General features: G+C 71.6%; 14 protein-coding genes and 1 pseudogene. 2 read left to right on the top strand and 13 right to left on the bottom strand.

What is annotated here, in order from left to right:
• Positions 1-790: 790 nt before the first annotated feature.
• The 5 genes and pseudogenes from QL983_RS06065 to QL983_RS06045 all read right to left on the bottom strand — a co-directional run bounded on the left by QL983_RS06065 (position 791) and on the right by QL983_RS06045 (position 6,011).
• Positions 791-1,192 (bottom strand): cytochrome c oxidase subunit 4, encoded by a 402-nt coding sequence (locus QL983_RS06065; protein WP_036315109.1) that lies wholly within the window; start codon positions 1,190-1,192, stop codon positions 791-793.
• Complete coding sequence (ctaD, locus tag QL983_RS06060) at positions 1,189-2,898, bottom strand: cytochrome c oxidase subunit I (protein WP_230297428.1); 1,710 nt, start codon at positions 2,896-2,898, stop codon at positions 1,189-1,191. Before ctaD ends, QL983_RS06065 begins: the two co-directional genes overlap by 4 nt.
• Complete coding sequence (gene coxB, locus QL983_RS06055) at positions 2,898-3,758, bottom strand: cytochrome c oxidase subunit II (protein ID WP_080695880.1); 861 nt, start codon at positions 3,756-3,758, stop codon at positions 2,898-2,900. The genes ctaD and coxB overlap by 1 nt, the downstream gene beginning before the upstream one ends.
• 335 nt (positions 3,759-4,093) lie before the next feature.
• A complete protein-coding gene (gene erpA / locus QL983_RS06050) occupies positions 4,094-4,486 on the bottom strand; it encodes an iron-sulfur cluster insertion protein ErpA (protein WP_002854644.1) in 393 nt (130 codons plus the stop codon).
• Between the two features lie 15 nt (positions 4,487-4,501).
• Positions 4,502-6,011, bottom strand: a pseudogene (locus QL983_RS06045) (dipeptidase).
• A gap of 80 nt (positions 6,012-6,091) precedes the next feature.
• Between QL983_RS06045 and QL983_RS06040 the strand changes: the two are divergent.
• Positions 6,092-6,715 (top strand): DUF3043 domain-containing protein, encoded by a 624-nt coding sequence (locus QL983_RS06040; RefSeq protein ID WP_002854649.1) that lies wholly within the window; start codon positions 6,092-6,094, stop codon positions 6,713-6,715.
• Between the two features lie 66 nt (positions 6,716-6,781).
• Here QL983_RS06040 and QL983_RS06035 read toward each other — a convergent pair whose 3' ends face one another.
• Positions 6,782-7,909 (bottom strand): quinone-dependent dihydroorotate dehydrogenase, encoded by a 1,128-nt coding sequence (locus QL983_RS06035; RefSeq protein ID WP_152743875.1) that lies wholly within the window; start codon positions 7,907-7,909, stop codon positions 6,782-6,784.
• 55 nt (positions 7,910-7,964) lie between these two features.
• Here QL983_RS06035 and QL983_RS06030 point away from each other — a divergent pair, with 55 nt between their 5' ends.
• The gene (locus tag QL983_RS06030; RefSeq protein ID WP_073116435.1) at positions 7,965-9,074 is read left to right on the top strand and encodes an alpha/beta hydrolase; all 1,110 of its coding nucleotides are present in this window, start codon (positions 7,965-7,967) and stop codon (positions 9,072-9,074) included.
• Here QL983_RS06030 and QL983_RS06025 read toward each other — a convergent pair.
• From QL983_RS06025 to QL983_RS05995, 7 genes are all read right to left on the bottom strand, one after another.
• Positions 9,014-9,877, bottom strand: coding sequence for an isoprenyl transferase (locus tag QL983_RS06025; RefSeq protein ID WP_036336549.1), 864 nt, complete (start codon positions 9,875-9,877; stop codon positions 9,014-9,016). The two genes, QL983_RS06030 and QL983_RS06025, sit on opposite strands and share 61 nt — an antisense overlap.
• The gene (recO, locus tag QL983_RS06020) at positions 9,874-10,695 is read right to left on the bottom strand and encodes a DNA repair protein RecO (protein WP_041103746.1); all 822 of its coding nucleotides are present in this window, start codon (positions 10,693-10,695) and stop codon (positions 9,874-9,876) included. The genes QL983_RS06025 and recO overlap by 4 nt, the downstream gene beginning before the upstream one ends.
• The gene (gene leuA / locus QL983_RS06015; protein ID WP_290151832.1) at positions 10,692-12,425 is read right to left on the bottom strand and encodes a 2-isopropylmalate synthase; all 1,734 of its coding nucleotides are present in this window, start codon (positions 12,423-12,425) and stop codon (positions 10,692-10,694) included. Before leuA ends, recO begins: the two co-directional genes overlap by 4 nt.
• A gap of 337 nt (positions 12,426-12,762) precedes the next feature.
• Positions 12,763-13,728, bottom strand: a complete 966-nt coding sequence (gene era, locus QL983_RS06010; protein WP_002854662.1) for a GTPase Era — start codon at positions 13,726-13,728, stop codon at positions 12,763-12,765.
• Positions 13,729-13,769: 41 nt separating this feature from the next.
• Positions 13,770-15,095 carry a hemolysin family protein gene (locus QL983_RS06005; RefSeq protein WP_119217271.1) on the bottom strand — a complete coding sequence of 442 codons (1,326 nt, stop codon included), beginning with the start codon at positions 15,093-15,095 and terminating at the stop codon, positions 13,770-13,772.
• A gap of 11 nt (positions 15,096-15,106) precedes the next feature.
• On the bottom strand, positions 15,107-15,580 hold the full coding sequence (gene ybeY / locus QL983_RS06000; protein WP_041103738.1) for an rRNA maturation RNase YbeY: 474 nt from the start codon (positions 15,578-15,580) through the stop codon (positions 15,107-15,109).
• On the bottom strand, positions 15,570-16,576 hold a 1,007-nt coding region (locus QL983_RS05995), incomplete at its 5' end, for a PhoH family protein (protein ID WP_290151828.1). The genes QL983_RS05995 and ybeY, both read right to left, overlap by 11 nt.

Below are 16,576 nucleotides of genomic sequence, written 5' to 3'. Positions count from 1 at the left end.
CATCACTGGGCAGTCCTCATGGCCGTCAGCGGGTCATTCCCTGGCCACCTATGGGCAGCTTTTCATGGCCGCTTACACTCCGCTGCACCGATGCACCGATGCACCGATGCACCGATGGTGATGATGAGGCCCATCGCCGCAACCACCGGCCAGCCCTTTCTTCCTGACCGAGGAGCTGTCGACAGTGCGTGGCAGGTGCCCGTGCGGACGCGGCCACGGGCTCTCCGGAGGCCGGGCCGGCCCCGCCCCCTCGGACGGTGCAGAGGGGGCGGAGGGGGCCTCGTCCGGCGCCCACCGAAAGTGTCACCCTCACCTCGCCACGTGGACCGTCACAAGCGACGGCCCTGCTGGCCTGCACCCCGTGCGACTCCCCTGCCCGGTCTCTACGTGACGAGGCTCGTTCCGGCCGCTGAGAGCGGCGTAGGAGTCGCGGGCACGGGCATCAACGGGACGCGCGACGGGACGGCCCATTCAAGTGCCGCCGCGGCACGCAGACGTCGTCATGGGCAGCGCGGTGAGGCGCTCCTGGCGCGCCGCTGACTCTGCGCGGCGGTCGATGCCCGGGCCTACGCAGACCACGAGACAGCGGGACGGGCCACCAGGCGAACCCTTCACCCGGGCACCACGCCTGGCCCCCGAGCGGCGAGTAGGCCGGTCGCCGTGACCGGCCCCGCGGCGCAGGAGCTGGCTGCCCGCGACGGCGCCGTGTCGCTCCGCAGCACACGCGGCATGAAAACGCCGCAGGCCGGACCCCAAGGGGTCCGGCCTGCGGCGTTCGACGACGGTCGGGTCAGTGGGCGTACTTGCCCCGAGAGAACTCGTAGACCCACCCGAAGGTGAAGTAGGCGCCCGCGATGACGCCGATGATGAAGATCCACCAGCCGACAGCCAGACCGGTCACGATGATCGCGCAGGCCAGGCCGAGGCCCAGCGGCCACCAGCTCCAGGGAGCGAAGGTGCCGTAGGTGCCGGCGTAGTCGGCGATCTGGCCGTCCGCATCATCGGCGGGCCCGACGCCGTACTTCCGCTCGGTGACGTTCAGGTACCACGCGATCATCCAGGACATCCCGCCCACGGCGTAGATGGCCGGGATGCCTGCCCACTCGGTCCACTCGACCCAGAACCCGTAGAGGGTGGCGGCTGCGATGAAGAACAGGCCGATGATCCAGAAGATGTTGGCTGCGACCTTCACTGGGCGACCTTCTCTCCGAAGGCCTCAGACGTGTTCTGAGGCGAGTGCGGGAAGAGCTCCGGGTGGTGCAGATCCAGCGCCGGACGCTCGGAGCGGATGCGCGGCAGGGAGTGGAAGTTGTGCCGCGGCGGCGGGCACGAAGTGGTCCACTCGAGCGAGGCGCCGAAGCCCCACGGGTCGTCCACGGTGACCTTCTTGCCATAGCGCGAGGTGATGTAGACGTTCCAGAAGAACGGGATCAGCGACGCGCCGAGAACGAAGGAGAACACCGAGGAGAACGCGTTCATCGCCTGGAAGCTGTCCTCCACCATGTAGTCCGCGTAGCGACGGGGCATGCCGATGACACCGAGCCAGTGCTGGATCAGGAACGTGCCGTGGAAGCCCACGAACAGCATCCAGAACTGGATCTTGCCGAGACGCTCGTTCAGCATCTTGCCGGTGAACTTCGGCCACCAGAAGAAGAAGCCGGCGAACATCGCGAACACCACGGTGCCGAAGACGACGTAGTGGAAGTGCGCCACGACGAAGTACGTGTCGGACACCTGGAAGTCCAGGGGCGGCGACGCCAGGATGACGCCGGTCAGGCCACCGAACAGGAAGGTGACCATGAAGCCGAGCGTCCACAGCATCGGGGTCTCGAAGGTGATCGAACCGCGCCACATGGTGCCGATCCAGTTCACGAACTTCACGCCGGTCGGGACCGCGATGAGCATGGTCATCACGGAGAAGAACGGCAGGAGCACGGCGCCGGTCACGTACATGTGGTGCGCCCACACCGTCACGGAGAGCGCGGCGATCGCCGTCGTCGCGAACACGATGGACTTGTAGCCGAAGATCGGCTTGCGGGAGAACACCGGGATGATCTCCGACACGACGCCGAAGAACGGCAGGGCGATGATGTACACCTCGGGGTGGCCGAAGAACCAGAAGAGGTGCTGCCACAGGATGGCGCCGCCGTTCTCCGGGTTGAAGATGTGGCCGCCGAAGCGACGGTCCAGGCCCAGCGCGAAGAGCGCGGAGGCCAGCGGCGGGAACGCCATCATGATCAGGATGCCGGTGATGAGCGTGTTCCACGTGAAGATCGGCATGCGCCACATCGTCATGCCAGGAGCACGCATCGTCAGGATCGTGGTGATGAAGTTGACGCCGCCCATGATCGTGCCGAAGCCCTGGAGGGCCAGACCGAACACCCAGAGGTCACCGCCGACGCCCGGCGAGTACGTGGTGTTGGAGAGCGGGGCGTAGGCGAACCAGCCGAACGAGGCCGCACCCTGCGGGGTGAGGAAGCCGGCGGTCGCGATGAGCGAGCCGAACAGGAAGAACCAGAACGCCAAGGCGTTCAGACGCGGGAAGGACACGTCCGGAGCACCGATCTGCAGCGGCACCAGCACGTTGGCGAAGCCCACGAAGAGCGGGGTCGCGAACATGAGCAGCATGAGCGTGCCGTGCATGGTGAACAGCTGGTTGTACTGCTCCTTCGTCTGCAGGATCTGCATGCCGGGCTCGAAGAGCTCCGCGCGGATCATGAGGGCCATGACGCCGCCGATGCAGAAGAAGACGAAGGACGTGATCAGGTACATGTACCCGAGCACCTTGTGGTCGGTCGTCGTCAGCCAGCTGACGACGATCTTGCCCAGCGAACGGGGCACCACACGAGGCTGCGCCTGTGAGCGCACCTCATCCGTTGCGTACTCGTAAGTGGTCATCAGTGGCTACCTCCACCGCGGGGGGTCTGGAGATCGCGCTCCATCGTCCCGGCGCCGTCAGGGTTGTTGTTGGGATTGCGGCTGTACTCGTCGCCCACCTGACCCGGCTCCATCTCCTCGAGGCGCTGGACGAACTCCGCCTCGTCGACGACCTCCACGTTGAAGAGCATCTCGGAGTGGGACTCGCCGCACAGCTCGGCGCACTTGCCGTCGTAGCTGCCCAGCTCCTGGGGGGTCAGGTACAGGTGGTTGGTCTTGCCGGGCACCATGTCACGCTTCTGGAGGAACTGCGGGATCCAGAAGGAGTGGGCCACGTCACGGGACTTCAGCTCGAAGTGCACCGGCACGTCATTCGGCAGGTACAGGACCGGAAGGGTGTCACGCACGCCCTCGGTGCCGTCCAGCTGGGCCTGGATTCCGGAGTAGTGGGCCTCGATGACCTCGCCGTTCTCCTGCTCGTAGGAGTAGTTGAAGTCCCAGGACCACTGCTTGCCGTACACGGTGACGGTCAGCGGCGAGTCGTCCACGGGGCGGTCGACCTCGGTCTGGACGCGGTTGGTGAAGCCCCAGAGGGTGAAGACCATCAGGATCGGGATGGCCGTGAACATGGTCTCGAGCGGCACGTTGTAGGCCGTCTGCTTCGGGAAGCCCTGGTCGTTCTTGCGGCGGCGGTACGCCACCATGCACCAGATCATGGCGCCCCAGGCCAGCAGGCCGACGACCATGGCCGCGATCCAGGAGTTCACCCACAGGTCGGTGAGCTGGGCGTTGTGGTTGGTGGTGTCCCGGGTGCCGGGGTACCAGCCGCGCTGGACCTCTGCCGAACACCCGGTCAGCACCAGGAGCGATGTGGTGCCCACGGCACCGGCGGTCCAGCGGCGGCGAGTCCGACGTCCGGCGTCATTCTGTGCTCTCACAGACGGCCTTCCTCTTCATCTCGTGTGCGAGGGGCGTGCCCGCTCCCCCGGCGATTCGGCGACTTCTCGCAACGTCCTCGCAGGGAGCACGGGTATGCCCTGATGATTCAGAGCCAGTCTAAGCCGAAACACGCGGATTCTCCGCACCGTGACACGTGCCGATCGTGTCTGGGAGTCGGGTCCGAGCATCCTGGGCGCGGTGCCCGGACACGACGACGGCGGGCCGGCCGAGGCCGACCCGCCGGTTCGCGGTCCGTGGCGCTCCGGGCGCCCGCAGATCAGTGGAAGGAGTCGCCGCAGGCGCACGAGCCGCCCGCGTTGGGGTTGTCGATCGTGAAGCCCTGCTTCGAGATGGTGTCCTCGAAGTCGATGGTCGCGCCCATGAGGTAGGGCACGCTCATCTTGTCGACGATCACCTCGACCCCGTCATAGTCACGGACGGTGTCGCCGTCGAGGACGCGCTCGTCGAAGTAGAGCTGGTAGATCAGGCCCGAGCAGCCGCCCGGCTGCACAGCAACGCGCAGCCGCAGGTCCGTGCGGCCCTCCTGCTCGAGCAGCGAGCGCACCTTGCCGGCCGCCACGTCGGTCAGCTCGACCTCGTGCGGGGGCAGGCCCTCGGCGTCCTGGGTCGCGCCGATCTCGACGCCGGTCTCCTCTGCGGACAGAGCCATCGTGACCTCCTCAGATCATGGGGCGCGGACGGGGCCGTCACGCGCGTGTGGTCTCCCGGGCAACACTAGCCGCCCACGGAGCATTCCCGGTCCGCCGCACCGGCGGCGGAACGGGCGGCGCTCATGCGGAGAGCCGCGCGAGCCAGAGCGCCTCGGCCACGACGGCCCGCTGGAAGTCGTCGATGTGCAGCGACTCGTTGGCCGAATGCGCCCGCGTGTCCGGGTCCTCCACGCCCGTGATGAGGAGGGTGGCCTCCGGGAAGACCTGGGCGAGGTCCGCGGTGAACGGGATGGAGCCGCCCATGCCGATCGCCCGGGGCTCGACGTCCCAGGCGTCCTCCAGGGCCGCCATCATCGCGGCCGCGGCGGTGGCCGAGGTGTCCGTCGTGAACGGCTGACCGAACTCCCCCGCGGTGACCGTGATCTCCGCCCCGAGCACCGCCGCGGACTGCGCCTCCAGGTGGGTGCGCAGGGCCTCGAAGGCCTCCGCGGGGTCCATGCCGGGGCCCAGGCGCAGCGAGAACTTGGCGCGCGCCGCGGGCTGGATCGTGTTCGAGGACTCCGCGACCGAGGGCGCGTCGATCCCGATGATGCTCAGCGCGGGAGCGTTCCACAGCCGGTCCGCGACCGGACCGCGGCCGGCCAGGGTCACCCCGTCCAGCACGCCCGCGTCCGCACGGAAGACGTCCTCCGGGTAGTCCAGGCCTGCGGTCTGCCGCGGCTCGAGGCCGGGCACGGCGACCGCCCCGTCCGCGTCGTGGAGCGTCGCGATCAGCCGCGAGAGCAGGACGACGGCGTCCAGGACCGGCCCGCCGAACATGCCGGAGTGCACGGCGTGGTCGAGCACCCGGACGGTCACCGTGCCGTCCACCAGCCCGCGCAGGGAGGTGGTCAGCGCGGGCTCCCCCACGGCCCAGTTGGACGAGTCCGCGACGACGATCGCGTCGGCGTCGAGGCGCGCCCGGTGCTTCTCCAGGAAGGTGCGGAAGGTGGGCGAGCCGGCCTCCTCCTCGCCCTCGATGAACACGCGGACGCCGACGCCGGCATCGGGCAGGACATCCCGCAGGGCGGCGAGGGCGGCGAGGTGGACCATGATGCCGGCCTTGTCGTCGGCGGCGCCGCGGCCGTACAGCCGCCCGCCGCGCTCGGTGGCCACGAGCGGCGGGGTGTCCCAGAGGTCCTCGTCCCCGATCGGCTGCACGTCATGGTGGGCATACAACAAGACAGTGGGCTTGTCTGAGGCGCCGGGCTTCTCACCGATCACCGCCGGCCCGCCGGGCCGGCCGTCGTCGCGGGTCTCGGTCACGATCTCCACATGCTGCAGGCCCGCCTCGCGCAGCAGGCCCGCGACGGCCTCGGCGGACCGCTCGAGCTGGGTGCGGTCCGCTGAGTCCCAGGCGATGCCCGGGATCGCCACGAGGTCGGTGAGGGTCTGGAGGGTCGTCGGGAAGCGGGCCTCGACGGCCTCACGGACGGCGGAGACGAGGGGCGCGTCCTGCGGCGCACGGGAGGTGATGTCAGTCATGACGGCCAGCGTAGACGGCGGCCGGGCCGCGGGCCGCGCCTGAGGGCGGGCGGGACGCGCCCCACCACTAGACTGGTCGGGTGTTCAAGCGAGACAAGACCCCCGAGACCGCGCCCACCCCCTCGACTCACGGCTCCTCCGCCGCGCCGGCCGAGGGCGCCGCCGTGGCCGAGGCCGGGCCGCGCGATCGCTCGCAGGGCAAGAAGGGTCCGACTCCGCGGCGCCGCGACCAGGAGGCCGCGCGCCGGCGCACCCTGGTCCCCGAAGATCGCAAGGCGGCCCGCAAGGCCGAGCGTCAGGCGATGGCCCAGGAGCGGATGCGCCAGCGCGCCGCGCTGGAGACCGGGGACGAGCGCGGTCTCCCGGCGCGCGACAAGGGACCGCAGAAGCGCTGGGTCCGTGACTACGTGGACGCACGCACCGGCATCGGCGAGTGGCTCATGCCCGTCGTCTTCGCCTACGTCCTGCTCATGTTCATCCCCGGCCGCGAGGCGCAGCTGATCCTGATGATCAGCCTGTACGTCCTCGTGGCCCTCGTGCTCATCGAGAGCTTCCTGGTCAGTCGGCACATCAAGAAGGGCCTCACGGAGCGCTTCGGCACGCCGGAGCCCGGGACCGGCTTCTACGGCATCATGCGGGCCCTGCAGTTCCGCCGCCTGCGTCTGCCCAAGCCCCAGGTCAAGCGGGGCGAGTACCCCGCCTGACACGACACCGCGCCACGGCCCGGACCCCGGTGGGTCCGGGCCGTCGCGGCCCCGGCGAGCAGACCGTCAGCCCCGCAGGGACCGCGCCAGCCCGGCGGTGATCCGGCCGGCCCAGAACGGCCCCTCGTAGAGGAACGCGGTGTAACCCTGGACGAGGTCCGCGCCCGCGTCGAGCCGGGCCTGGACGTCGTCGGCGTCCGTCACCCCGCCCACGCTGACGACGGCGGTGCCCGTCGGCAGCGCCGTCCGCAGGACCTCCAGCACCCGCATCGACCGCTCCTGGAGCGGGGCGCCGGACAGGCCGCCCGCGCCCAGGGCGTCCACGTCGGCACGCGGGGTGCGCAGGCCCTCCCGGGAGACGGTCGTGTTGGTCGCGATGACGCCGTCGAGCCCAAGGCGCTCGGCGAGCGCCCCGACGGCGCGCACGTCGTCGTCCGCCAGGTCCGGGGCGATCTTCACGGTCAGCGGCACGCGACGGTCCGGGACCGCACGGTCGGCCTCCTCGCGCACCGCCGTGAGGATCGGCTCCAGCGCGTCGATCTCCTGCAGCTGGCGCAGCCCCGGCGTGTTCGGCGAGGACACGTTGACCGTCAGGTAGTCGGCGTGGGGCGCGAGCAGGCGGGTCGAGGCCCGGTAGTCGTCCGCCGCGTCCTCGAGGGGGACCACCTTGGTCTTGCCGATGTTCACGCCCAGGACCGGCCGGGCCGGGCCGAAGCGGCGCTCCAGTGTCTGCCGGGTCCGCGCCAGGCGGGGGGCGACGGCCGCCGCGCCGTCGTTGTTGAAGCCCATGCGGTTGACCAGCGCCCGGTCGTCCACGAGACGGAACAGTCGCGGTTGCGGGTTGCCGGGCTGCGGCTGCGCCGTGATCGTGCCGACCTCGATGTGGCCGAACCCGAGGTCGGCCAGGGCGGCGGTCCCCCGGCCGTCCTTGTCGAACCCCGCGGCCAGGCCGAAGGGCGTCGGGAACCGCAGGCCCATGACCGTGCGCGCGAGCAGCGGGTCCGGGCGGAAGGCGGCGCGCAGGGCGGCGGACGCCCCGGTGCGCTCGACCAGCCGGATCGCGTCGAAGCCCCGATGGTGCGCCTGCTCCGCGTCCATGCCGCCGAACACGGCACGGAAGAAGGGCGGGTACAGGCGAGGCGCGCGGGAGGTCAGGAGGCCGTCGACGGCGGACTTGGGATCAGGCAGCTGCATGCCCCCATCCTCGCACGGGCCTCCCGCCCGTCCGGGGTCCTCCTAGAGTGGTCGGATGGCCCGTGACCCGATCCAGCCGCCGCCCCCGGACCCCTCCGCCCCGCACGGCGCACCCGCCGGCGGACCGACGGAGGAGGACACCCGCCCGTTCCTCGACGATCCGCCGGGCCTGGGCTGGGTCCCGGACGGGCTGCCGGGCTTCGAACGATGCACGCTCGGCCTCGACACCGATGAACAAGGACAGAACCTTGTCACAGTGGTGCGTCCGCGCACCGACGCCGCCCGTGACCCGGCCCGGCGGCCCATCCTCTCGGTGCACGGCTGGAGCGACTACTTCTACAACGCCCCGCTCGCCCACGCGTTCGAGGCCGCCGGCTACGCCTTCCACGCCGTCGACCTCCGCCACTACGGCCGCTCGCTGCGCACGGGACAGACGCCCGGCTGGACGGACGACCTGGCCCGCTACGACGCGGACCTCGAGGCCGCGTTCGAGACCATCGCCCAGGACCACCCGTTGCCGCCCATCCTCATGGGACACTCCACCGGCGGGCTGATCGCCGCGCTGTGGGCGGACCGGAATCCCGGCCGCCTCGCCGCGCTCGTGCTCAACAGCCCGTGGCTGGAGATGCAGGGCAGCGCGGGGGTGCGCCTGCTGGCGAAGTCCATCGTGGGGCCCGTCTCCGCCATGAAGCCCTACGCCATGCTCACACTGCCGCGCATCGACCACTACTGGCGCACCCTCTCGGACCAGGCCGAGGGCGAATGGGACCTGCACCCGCTCTGGCGTCCCCCGCACGCGTTCGAGGTGCCGGCCGCCTGGCTGAGTGCGGTCCTCTCGGGGCACCGGGCCGTGGCCGGGCGGCTCGACGTCACCGTGCCGATCCTCGTGCTCGTCTCCGCGCGCGGGCATCGGGGCACGTCCTACGCCGAGGCGATGCTGACCTCGGACATCGTCCTGGACCCCGACGCCATGGCCCGCCGCTCCCTGCGGCTCGGCGACCGGGTGACCGTCCACCGGCTCCCCGACGCGCTGCACGACGTGTTCGCCTCCCCCGCGTCGGTGCGCGAGGCGGCCGGTGCCGCGACGCTCACGTGGCTGGGGGCCTACGCGCCGCCGTCGGCGTCCGAGGCCGAGTCCGGCGCGCCGGACGACGGCGCCGGCTGAGGGGTGTCCACGGCGCCGCCGTAGCGGCGGTCCCGGCGGGCGTAGGTCTCGACGGCGGCCCACAGGGTCCGCCGGTCGACGTCCGGCCACAGCACGTCCAGGAACAGCAGCTCCGCGTAGGCGGACTGCCACAGCAGATAGTTGGACAGGCGCTGCTCCCCCGAGGTCCGCAGGAACAGGTCCACGTCCGGGACGACGTCGACGTCCTGACCCGTGCGGAAACCGCGGTCGAGGTAGCGGGTGATGACGTCCTCGCTGATCTCCCCCGGCCGCATCCGGCCGGCCCGGACCTCTTCGGCGATCGCCTGGACGCCGTCCAGGATCTCGGCCCGGCTGCCGTAGTTCACGCACATGTGCAGGGTGGTGCCGGTGTTGTGGCGCGTGAGCTCCTCGGCCTCCTGCAGCTCCCGGATCACGGGGGTCCAGAGGCGCGGGGCCCGCCCGTTCCACCGGATCCGCACGTTCCACGAGTGCAGGGTGTCCCGCTGCCGGCGCAGCACGTCCCGGGAGAAGCCCATGAGGAAGCGCACCTCCTCCGCCGAGCGCCGCCAGTTCTCCGTGGAGAACGCATACGCGGACACGTGGCCGATCCCCAGCTCCACCGCCCCGGCGACGACGTCCAGCAGCGCCGCCTCGCCGGCCCGATGGCCCTCGGTGCGCGGCAGGCCGCGCTGGTTGGCCCACCGTCCGTTGCCGTCCATCACGATCGCCACATGCCGGGGCACGAAACGCGGGTCGATCCGCGGGGCGACCGCACCCGAGGGGTGCGGCGGCGGGGACTGCGGGGCTCGGTCGGCGCTCATGGTCTCCTCTCGACGCGCGGGGCGGGGAGGCCGAGGTCCTGGTCCAGGACGGACAGGGACACCAGGCGCCGCTCGGCGTGGAACTGCAGGTACGCGGCCACGATACCGGCCGCCTCGCGGCGGGCGGGGGCCCCGGAGGCGTCCGCGGTGGCCCAGTCCCCCGCCGCGAGGGCCGAGAGCAGGTCGAAGGTCTCCGGGGCTGGGTGCGCGGCACCGGGTGGCCTGCATTCGAGACAGACGGCCCCGCCGAGGCCCACGTGCAGCGCCGTGTGCGGGCCGGGGGCGCCGCAGCGGGCGCACCGGTCGAAGGTGGGGGCCCAGCCGGCCTGGGCGAGCGCGCGCAGCAGGAACGAGTGCAGGATCAGGCGTGGGTCGTGCGCACCGCGGGCCAGCGCGGCCAGCGCGCCGTGGAAGAGGCGGTACTGGGCGCGCCGACCGTCGTCGTCCACCGCGGGGACCCGCTCGACGGCCTCGGCGAGGGCGCCGGCGACGGTGTAGGCGTCGTAGTCGGCGGCCAGCATCGTCGCGTACGGGTGCAGCAGCTGCGCCTGGCTCACGGTGTGCAGCTCGCCCCGGCCGCGCGCGAGCTGGAGCGTGGAGTGCATGAACGGCTCCACCACCGAGCCCAGCCGGGAGGACGTCTTGCGCACCCCCTTGGCCACGGCCCGGACCAGGCCGTGCTCGGGGGTGAGCGCCTCGACGATGCGATCGGCCTCCCCCAGACGGTGGGTGCGCAGCACGATGGCCTCGGTGCGGAACGAGTTCGCCGCGTAGCCGCCGTGCCGCGCACCCCGCCAAGAGGAGCCGGAGCCGCTCACGCGCGCAGGGCGCGGTTCACCGCGGACACCACGGCCTTCAGCGAGGCGGTGGTGGTGTTGTGGTCCAGGCCAACGCCCCAGAGGACACGGTCGCCCACGGCCGCCTCCACGTAGGCGGCGGCCATGGCCGCGCCGCCCTCGGACAGTGCGTGCTCGGAGTAGTCGAGCACGCGGACGTCCACGCCCTCCTCGCCGAGGATGCGCAGGAACGCGTCGATCGGGCCGTTGCCCTGCGCCGCGCGGGTCTGCGTGACGCCGTCGACCTCGAGCTCGGCCTCCATCCGGAACGCGCCGTCCTCGCCGGAAGCCGAGGAGACCGAGCGGAGCCGGTAGTGGCCCCACTGCGCCTCCGCCGCGTCGGCGGGCAGGTACTCCTCCTGGAACACGCGCCACAGGTCGGCGCCGGAGACCTCGCCGCCCTGGGCGTCGGCCAGATCCTGGATGACGTGGGAGAACTCGATCTGCGCGCGGCGCGGCAGGTCCAGGTTGTGCTCGGACTTGAGCAGGTAGGCGACGCCGCCCTTGCCGGACTGCGAGTTCACGCGGATGACGGCCTCGTAGGAGCGGCCGATGTCCTTCGGGTCGATGGGCAGGTACGGCACGGCCCACGGGATGCCGTCCACGTCGGTGCCGGCCGCCTTGGCGTCGACCTCCATGGCCTCGAAGCCCTTCTTGATGGCGTCCTGGTGGGAGCCGGAGAAGGCCGTGAAGACGAGGTCGCCGCCCCAGGGCGAGCGCTCGGGCACGGCCAGCTGGTTGCAGTACTCGACCGTGCGCTTGATGTGGTCCATGTCGGAGAAGTCGATCATGGGGTCGACGCCCTGCGAGTACAGGTTCATGCCCAGCGTCACCAGGTCCACGTTGCCGGTGCGCTCGCCGTTGCCGAACAGGCATCCCTCGATGCGGTCCGCCCCGGCCAGGTAGCCCAGCTCGGCGGCGGCCACGCCCGTGCCGCGGTCGTTGTGCGGGTGGAGGGAGAGGATGAGCGAGTCACGGTGCTCCAGGTTGCGGTGCATCCACTCGATCGAGTCGGCGTACACGTTCGGGGTGGACATCTCCACCGTCGCCGGCAGGTTCAGGATCATCTTGCGGTCGGTGGAGGCCTCCAGGACCGTGGCCACCTCGTCCGAGATGCGCCGGGCGAACTCGAGCTCGGTGCCCGTGTAGGACTCGGGCGAGTACTCGTAGGTGATCTGCGTGCCCTTGAGCTGCTCCTCGAACTTCTTCACCAGGCGCGCGCCGGAGGTCGCGATGTCCACGATCCCGTCCTCGTCCTGCCGGAACACCACGCGGCGCTGCAGCACCGACGTCGAGTTGTACAGGTGCACGATGGCCCGGTCGGCGCCCTCGAGCGCCTCGAAGGTGCGCTCGATCAGGTGCTCACGGGACTGCGTGAGGACCTGGATGGTGACGTCGTCCGGGATGTGGTCGCCCTCGATGAGCTGACGGACGAAGTCGTAGTCGGTCTGCGAGGCGGACGGGAAGCCGACCTCGATCTCCTTGAAGCCCATGCCGACGAGCAGCTGGAACATGCGCAGCTTGCGCTCGGGGCCCATGGGGTCGATCAGGGCCTGGTTGCCGTCGCGCAGGTCCACGGCGCACCAGCGTGGTGCCTCGGTGATGACCTTGTCCGGCCAGGTGCGGTCCGGGAGGGCGACCTCGATCTGGTCCTGGAACGGGACGTACTTGTGGAACTTCATCCCCGACGACTTCTGCAGGTGGGCGCTCATGCGTGTTCTCCCTCGACGTGCGCGCGGCGGGCGCGCGAAAGGTGGGTGGTCGGTGGCCGGACCGGGAGGTCAGGGGCTCCGCACGGGGTGTCCGGTCCGGGGGGAGGCGTCCTGCCTCCGCATGCGCTCAGGCAGCGTGGATCACGGCCTGGCACGGGGACCCCGTGCGGCCGGGAAGTAGCAGGCGGGCCGTGGCCGGCGCTGTCGTCGCGAGGCGGAGGGACATGCCCCCGACCCTAGCACCGAGGTGGGCCGGGCCACAGGAGGCCGTCCCCGTGTGACGCACGACGACGGCGGCCCGCTCCGGCGCGTGCGCGCCCGGGCCGGGGCCTCCGGCTCAGAAGCCGAGTCGGCCGAGCTGTTTGGGGTCGCGCTGCCACTCCTTGGCGACCTTGACCCGCAGGTCCAGGTGCACCTTGGTGCCGAGCATGCGCTCGATGCCCGCCCGCGCCTGCGCGCCGATCTCACGCAGCCGGGAGCCGCCCTTGCCGATGATGATGCCCTTCTGGCTGTCCCGCTCGACGAAGACGTTCGCCCACACGTCCATGAGGGGCCGATCCGCGGGGCGGTCCTCGCGCAGGGACATCTCCTCGACCACCACGGCCACCGAGTGCGGCAGCTCGTCGCGCACTCCCTCCAGGGCCGCCTCCCGGATGAGCTCGGCGACCATGACCGCCTCCGGCTCGTCCGTGAGCTCGCCGTCGGGGTACAGGGGCGGCCCGGCCGGCAGCAGGCCCGCGAAGACGCCCAGGACGTCGTCGACCTGGCGGCCGGCCACCGCCGAGACCGGCACGACGGCCGCGAAGCCCTCCCCGCCGTTCTCCGGCCCGAGGACCTCGTCGCCCAGCGCGGTCACGGCCACGAGCTGCGCCATGAGCTGCTCCGGGCCCACCTTGTCCGTCTTCGTCACCACGGCGACCACCGGGGTGCGGTGCAGGTAGGAGAGCTGCTGGGCGATGAACCGGTCGCCGGGACCGATCGCCTCGTCGGCCGGCAGGCACATGCCCACGGCGTCGACCTCGTTGAGCGTCTCCGCCACGAGGTCGTTGAGGCGCTCGCCGAGCAGGGTGCGGGGCCGGTGCAGGCCCGGGGTGTCCACGAGCACGAGCTGGAAGTCCTCGCGGTGGACGATCCCGCGGATGGTGTGGCGCGTGGTCTGCGGCTTGGAGGAGGTGATCGCCACCTTCTCCCCCACCAGCGCGTTGGTGAGCGTGGACTTGCCGGCGTTCGGCCGGCCCACGAGCGAGACGAAGCCGGAACGGAAGCCGTCCGCGGCGCGGGCCGGATCGACGAGATCGGTCATGGGGTCATCCTTGTCAGGCGGCGTGGGGTGGGGCGGCCGGCTCAGGCCACGGGGTCGGCGGGCGTGGCGCCGTGGGCCTGCTCCTCGCGCCGGCGCAGCCGCACCGGGCGGTCGGGGGTCTCGGAGACGCGCAGGCGCGCGACCCGGTTGCGGCGGGGCTCGAGGGTGTCCGCGACGAGCTCGATCCCCTGGACCACGACGCGCGAGCCCTGGATCGGGACGCGGCCGAGCTCCTTGGCCAGGAGGCCGCCGACCGTGTCGACGTCGTCGTCCTCGTCCTCCTCCGGCAGCTCGAACTCCTCCCGGAAGTCGTGGATGCCCATGCGCGCGTCGACGGAGTAGACGCCGGGCGCGACGAACTCCACCTCGGGGCGGTCCGGGTGGTCGTCCTCGTCGTAGATCTCGCCGACGATCTCCTCGATGAGGTCCTCGAGCGTCACGAGCCCCGCCGTGCCGCCGTACTCGTCCACCACCACGGCCACGTGGGTGGACTCGCGCTGCAGCTCCTGCAGGAGGGTGGCCACGGACTTCGACTCGGGGACGAAGCGGACGTCGCGCATGACCTCGGTGACGGGGGTGTCGGTCGCAGCGCCGTCGTGGTGCAGGGCGCGGGTGACGTCCTTGAGGTGCAGCATGCCCCGGATGTCGTCGGCGTCCTCGCCGATCACCGGGATGCGGGAGTTACCGGAGCGCAGGAACAGGGCCATGGCCTGGCCGAGCGTGTGGTCGGCGTCGATCGTGACGACGTCGGTGCGCGGCACCATGACGGAGCGGACGATGGTGTCGTTCATGGAGAACACCGACTGGATCAGCTCCGCCTCGGAGTCGGCGAGCACGTCCGCGTCGTGGGCGCGGGCGACGAACTCGCGCAGGTGGCGCTCCTGGAAGTCGTCCTCGTCCTCCGGCTCGACCTCGCGACGGCGCCGGTCCCGGTCCAGGCGGGCGGCGAGCGGGCCCAGGGCCCGGCGGAGCACCCACACGAGCCCGCCGAGGCGGCGGGCGACGGCGGCCTCGTTGCGGGAGCCGATCGGCCGCGGGCTCCAGACGCCCAGCAGGGCGGCCACGCCCACGAGCACGACCGCGGCGATCGCCACGGCGAGCCACGTGTCGTCCACCACCGCGTCGGCGGCCGCGGTCAGGCAGACGGCCGACAGGGCCTCGGCGACGAAGCGCCAGACCCGCAGGGCCCCGAGGTGGCTCTCCCGCTCGCGGGCGATCTCCAGGACCTTGGAGCCGGGCTGCTCGCGGACGATGTCCTCCGCGTCCCGCCGGGAGAGGTAGGAGAACGCGGACTCGGCCAGGGACAGCGTCCAGGTCAGGCCGAGGAAGACCAGGAACAGGGCGAAGAGGACGGCGGGCGTCAGCATGGGCGGTGCCGTCAATCCTCGACGGTGGGGGCCGGGGCGGGCCGCCCCAGGACCTCGGAGACGAGCCGATCCTGGAGCGTGAACATCTCCTCGCGCTCGGCGTCCTCGAGATGGTCGTACCCGAGCAGGTGGAGCATGCCGTGGGTGAGCAGCAGGAGCAGCTCGTCGTCACGGGAGTGCCCGCCGCGCGCCGCCTGCTCGGCGGCGACCTCGGGGCAGAGCACGACGTCGCCGAGCACGCCCTCGGCCGGCGCCTCGGGCGAGCCGGGGGTCAGCTCGTCCATGGGCAGGCTCATCACGTCGGTGGGCCCGGGCAGGTCCATCCACTCCTCGTGCAGCTCGGCCATGCGTGCGGCGTCCACGACGGTCACGGCCGTCTCGGCGCGCTCGTGGACGTGCAGGCGCGCGTACACGTGCCGGGCCATGCGCAGCAGCGCGTCCTCGGGGACCTCGATCCCCGACTCGTTCAGGATCTCAACGGCCACGGCGGGCCCCTCCTCGCTTCTGGGACCGCTCCGCGGGGCCGCGGGCGGCGTCGTAGGCGTCCACGATGGCGCTCACCAGCGAGTGCCGGACCACGTCCGAGGAGTCGAAGCGGACCATCTCCAGTCCCTCGATCCCCTCGAGCACCTCGACGGCCTGGGCCAGGCCGGACTGGGTGCCGCGCGGCAGGTCCACCTGCGAGGTGTCGCCCGTGACGACCATGCGCGCACCGAAGCCGAGGCGGGTCAGGAACATCTTCATCTGCTCGCCGGTGGTGTTCTGGGCCTCGTCGAGGATCACGAACGCGTCGTTCAGGGTGCGGCCGCGCATGTACGCCAGCGGGGCGACCTCGATGGTCCCGGCCTCCATCAGCCGCGGGATCGACTCGGGCTCGATCATGTCGTGCAGCGCGTCGTACAGGGGGCGCAGGTACGGGTCGATCTTCTCGGAGAGCCCGCCGGGCAGGAAGCCGAGCCGTTCGCCGGCCTCGACGGCCGGGCGGGTGAGGATGATCCGGTTGACCTCCTTGGCCTGCAGCGCCTGCACCGCCTTGGCCATCGCCAGGTAGGTCTTGCCGGTGCCGGCCGGGCCGATGCCGAAGACGACGGTGGAGCGGTCGATCGCCTCCACGTAGTCCTGCTGGTGCAGGGTCTTCGCGCGGATGCGGCGGCCCCGGCCCGAGAGGATCGAGTCCAGGTGCAGCTGACCCGCGCCGCGCCCGGTGGCGGCGTCGCGGACGTGGTGGACCACCTGGCCCATCACCTCGGGGGTGACGGCCTGGTCGCGGCGGGCGATCGAGCGCAGGTCCTCGACGACGCGCCGCACCGTGGCCACCTCGGCCACCGGCCCGGCCAGGTCCAGCCGCTGGTCGCGGACCGTGACGTCCACGGTGGGGAACACGCCGCCGAGGATCCGCAGCAGGGCGTCCTGCGGTCCGAGCGTGCGGACCATGAGGTCGGCGGACTCGAACGCGACCCCCTCGTGCGCGGTGGCGGGCG

Source organism: Micrococcus sp. APC 4021 (genome assembly GCF_030407635.1).
Classification (GTDB): Bacteria; Actinomycetota; Actinomycetes; order Actinomycetales; family Micrococcaceae; genus Micrococcus; species Micrococcus luteus.
Note: the sequence above shows the minus strand (reverse complement) of the source record. Positions and strands in the feature narration are given on the sequence as shown.